The 257-nt window shown below is 56.8% G+C and carries 1 protein-coding gene; it reads right to left on the bottom strand.

The features are described from left to right. Positions 1–80: 80 nt before the first annotated feature. Positions 81–257 carry a TOBE domain-containing protein gene (locus tag SB719_RS21230; RefSeq protein WP_412159899.1) on the bottom strand — a complete coding sequence of 59 codons (177 nt, stop codon included), beginning with the start codon at positions 255–257 and terminating at the stop codon, positions 81–83.

Genomic DNA, 257 nt, shown 5'->3' with positions numbered 1-257 from the left:
AGCCGCCGGTCGGATTTCGATCCGTCCTGCGCCACGACATGCAGCCGCGTGATGATGTCGGCAACCTTGCTCATGGGAGTTCAAAGCGGGAGACCGCTATCCTTGTCGAAAAGATGTATGTGTTCGCTCTTCGCAGTTACAGGCACTTGTTCACCGGGCGCAAGATGTAAGCGCTCGCGAAACACAGCCCTTATGGGCTGTCCCGCTATCCGGCCATAGATATGCGTTTCCGGACCTGTAGGCTCGATGACTTCCAC

The sequence above is a fragment of the Pantoea sp. SIMBA_079 genome (assembly GCF_046940275.1).
Classification (GTDB): domain Bacteria; phylum Pseudomonadota; class Gammaproteobacteria; order Enterobacterales; family Enterobacteriaceae; genus Pantoea; species Pantoea borealis.
The sequence above is the reverse complement of the archived record's forward strand: the minus strand, read 5'-3'. Positions and strand labels throughout refer to the sequence as shown.